At 40.1% G+C, this 3,203-nt stretch carries 2 protein-coding genes; one reads left to right on the top strand and one right to left on the bottom strand.

What is annotated here, in order from left to right; all coding sequences use genetic code 11:
- Positions 1-560, top strand: a 560-nt coding sequence (locus AC06OU_RS10160; protein WP_475855555.1) for a branched-chain amino acid transport system II carrier protein, incomplete at its 5' end; no start/stop codon positions are given.
- 476 nt (positions 561-1,036) lie between these two features.
- Here AC06OU_RS10160 and AC06OU_RS10155 read toward each other — a convergent pair.
- The coding region (locus tag AC06OU_RS10155) for a winged helix-turn-helix domain-containing protein (RefSeq protein ID WP_475855554.1) at positions 1,037-3,203 on the bottom strand (2,167 nt) is incomplete at its 5' end.

Genomic DNA, 3,203 nt, shown 5'->3' with positions numbered 1-3,203 from the left:
TTGGCTATACAACAAACGGCGGAGAGCTGATTGCACTTGCTTCAAAAGCTCTATTTGGCCCAATTGGAATTTATTTAATTGGAATTGTTATTTTCTTAACTGGTATTACGACGAATGTAGCTTGTTTAGCTGCTGTAGCAGAATACTTTGAGCGGATTATTCCGAGGGTGTCCTACAAGAAATGGTTAATCATCTTCTCGCTAGGAAGCTTGATTATTACTAACTTCGGATTAACTAAAATCTTGACTATGGCTTCACCAATATTAATGTTGCTGTATCCGATTTCTATTGCACTAATTATCTTGATTTTTACGGATAGCTGGTTCAAGGGTTCACGTGCGGTATATGTTGGTACTATTATCGGTGTAAGTATAGTTGCTATCATGGATGCACTAAAAGATGCGAACATCGCGGTGGAAACGCTTAACAATGTATTTGGCTTTATCCCGTTGTTTTCAAACGGAGCAGGGTGGATTGTTACTGGTCTGATTGGTGCGATCATCGGCTTTTTCTTTAAAAAGGAGAAGCAGGAAGAGACCGGGGAACTGCGGGAGGCTTAGTGTTTGTCCCTGTGTCAGACACAATTCATTTGGATGGAACATGGAGATAGGTGGGTTTCGGGGGAAGTTGTGTGTGTCCCTGTGTCAGACACAATTCGCCCAGGCTTGATTTACGACAGTTTACAACACAATTTTCACGACTAAAAAGCTCCCATATTAGGGAGCTTTTTTAGTTTTTTAGGAAATTATAGAGTTATGAACATCACCTTGCCCCTCGAGGTCAAATGGATAAAAGCTCCGGTGGCTGAGGAGCTGCCTCCTCGCATTTCTCCATTTGCCTGTCGGGGAAGTGACAGGCGATTCCGCTTTTCTTGATGTCTAGCTTCCTCGCCTTGCCCCTCGGGTCAAATGGATAAAAGGTGCTCCTGCGCAAGCTCGTCGCAAACAAGTGCGTTTGTGGTGGCTGAGGAGTTGCCTCCTCGCTTTTTCTCATTTGCCTGTTGGGGCAGAGATAGACGATTCCGCTTTTCTTGTGTTTATAAGAATTTTTGGTTGTAAAGCAGTATTGCCTTGGATCTGGATTTAACGCCTAGCTTGCTGTAAATCGTTGTCAGGTAAACGCGGATGGTTCCTTCGGATAGAAATAGTTTTTGTGCGATTTCCTTGTTGGTTGCACCATCTACAAGTAGCTGGAAAACTTCCAACTCTCGTGGTGTTAGTTGGTCTAGTATGCTGCTGTCTGCTTGGCTGCTGTTTTCTATAAGCTGTTCTACGTAGCTTAACGGTACCGAATCCCAGCCTGTCTTTTTATGTTTTTGTCGTTCTTTGCTATAGGCTTTTAATAATTTAATACTACCTTCCTCATCTAGGAAGGTTCGGACGTAATCATAAGTAGAGCCGTAGCTTAAAGCTTCATGTAATGCGCTCAAGGCGCTGTCCTTATGGTCCATTTCCATTTCACAAATTGCTTCTAGCAAGGAAGCTTCTACAATTGTGGATACTTGATCTTCCTCTATAGCTTTAGTTTTCACTTGGATGACGGTCTTTAAGGCTTCTTCTACTTTTGCTGTTGCTAGCAATAATCGAGCATGGACGAGTAACCAAAAAGGCTGTCTCGATTCTGCTTTTCGTAGCTCTGCTTCTGCTCGTAAAGTATCTCCATCTAATAAAAAGCAATGTGCCTTCTTGGTGACTAGAATATTACGCCAATGCTTATCGCTTAATGAATCTAATACGTTGTCTAATAATGCATGAGCTGCTACGAAGTTTTTATTTAAGGCATAAATTTGAGCCTTTAAAACGTACATGGGAATAAATAATCCAGGATCTTTTAGACTATGACCATACTTTAAAGCGATTTCTAATTCTCCAATGGCAGCATCGATATAATTTCTTTCATACAATGTTTCTGCTGAAGCCCCGTAGCTAAAGAGAGTCATATTTTTTTCCTTAAATTCAGTTTCACGGAATAACTTTGCAAACGGAATAGCTTTTTCTAACGACATAAATCTACCCTTGGATCCAATGCTAGTTCGAGTAAGCTTATGTTCAAATAAGTTAAACCTAATCGGTATTCCATCCCACCTAGAACTAACATAACCTTGGTCTACTTGCCTTTGAATTATTTCTATCGCTTTTTCAATCCCTGTCCCCATGCTAATAAGCGCATATACTTGCAGTGTTGTGAAAATATCAGCTATTCCTTTGTTCTCCTCTTTATCCATCCATTGTTCTAATTGTTGCTTTAGCTCTAACTCATAAATGATTAGACCAGCCTCTTCTAGTTGAAGGGCAGATATTAAGGTAATAGTGTACATCACTAATATTTCATAATTAACGGGGTAATCGTTTCTTCTTAAAGTTTGGATCCAACCTAAAAAAGTGGAGGTTTCTCCATTCTTAAATATTTCTACTAAATGTTCTGTTATCCACGACTCCGCTAGTGTAAAGGCGCCTTCCTGTAAGGCCAGGTCAATCGCACTGTTGATATCACCTTTTAAGTAAAGCAGCTTCGCAGTTTCCAAGATGATGGATGAAACAAATTCCTTTGGATAACGATTTTTAAATTCAATTTGTAAAGCTTCTGCAAATAAATGATGGTAACGAAACATCGGTTGGGCATTGTTTAGGCGTACAGTGAAAATTCCCTTTTTTTCTAATTCTATAAGCATTGCATAGCTATCACTTCGGTTCGTTAGGCTATTACAAATTTCCGGTTCTAAAGATTGTAAAAAAGACGTCTTCAGAAGAAAATCTTGAATAGATGACGGAAGTGTATCTAGTATCTCTTGCAGTAAAAAATCAGTGATCAAGGGCTGTAAAGGGTTCATCTTGTCTAATGTTAATGCATTATTGGAGTTGGTTCTCATTGATATACTCGTTAATTGGATGCCGGCTGGCCAACCTTCTGTGGTGTGAAATACGTGATGTAGAAGTTTCTCTTCGAGGTTTTTCTCTTCGTAAAATTGTTCAATTTCCTCAAATGTAAAGCACAGTTGTTCCGTGCTTATCTCATTGAGCCAGGATTTAACTCGCCACTTGGCGATGGGAAGGGGTAGATTCTCACGACTAGTTACGTAGACGTGTACGTTGTCAGGTAGATATTCGATTAGTTGGGTAAGCATTTGATGAATCACCTTATTGTCAATTAGATGAAAGTCATCCAGCACAATACTGATGGGACAAGTCGGAGGCCAAGCGGTC

The sequence above is a fragment of the Psychrobacillus sp. genome (assembly GCF_056205495.1).
Note: the sequence above shows the minus strand (reverse complement) of the source record. Positions and strands in the feature narration are given on the sequence as shown.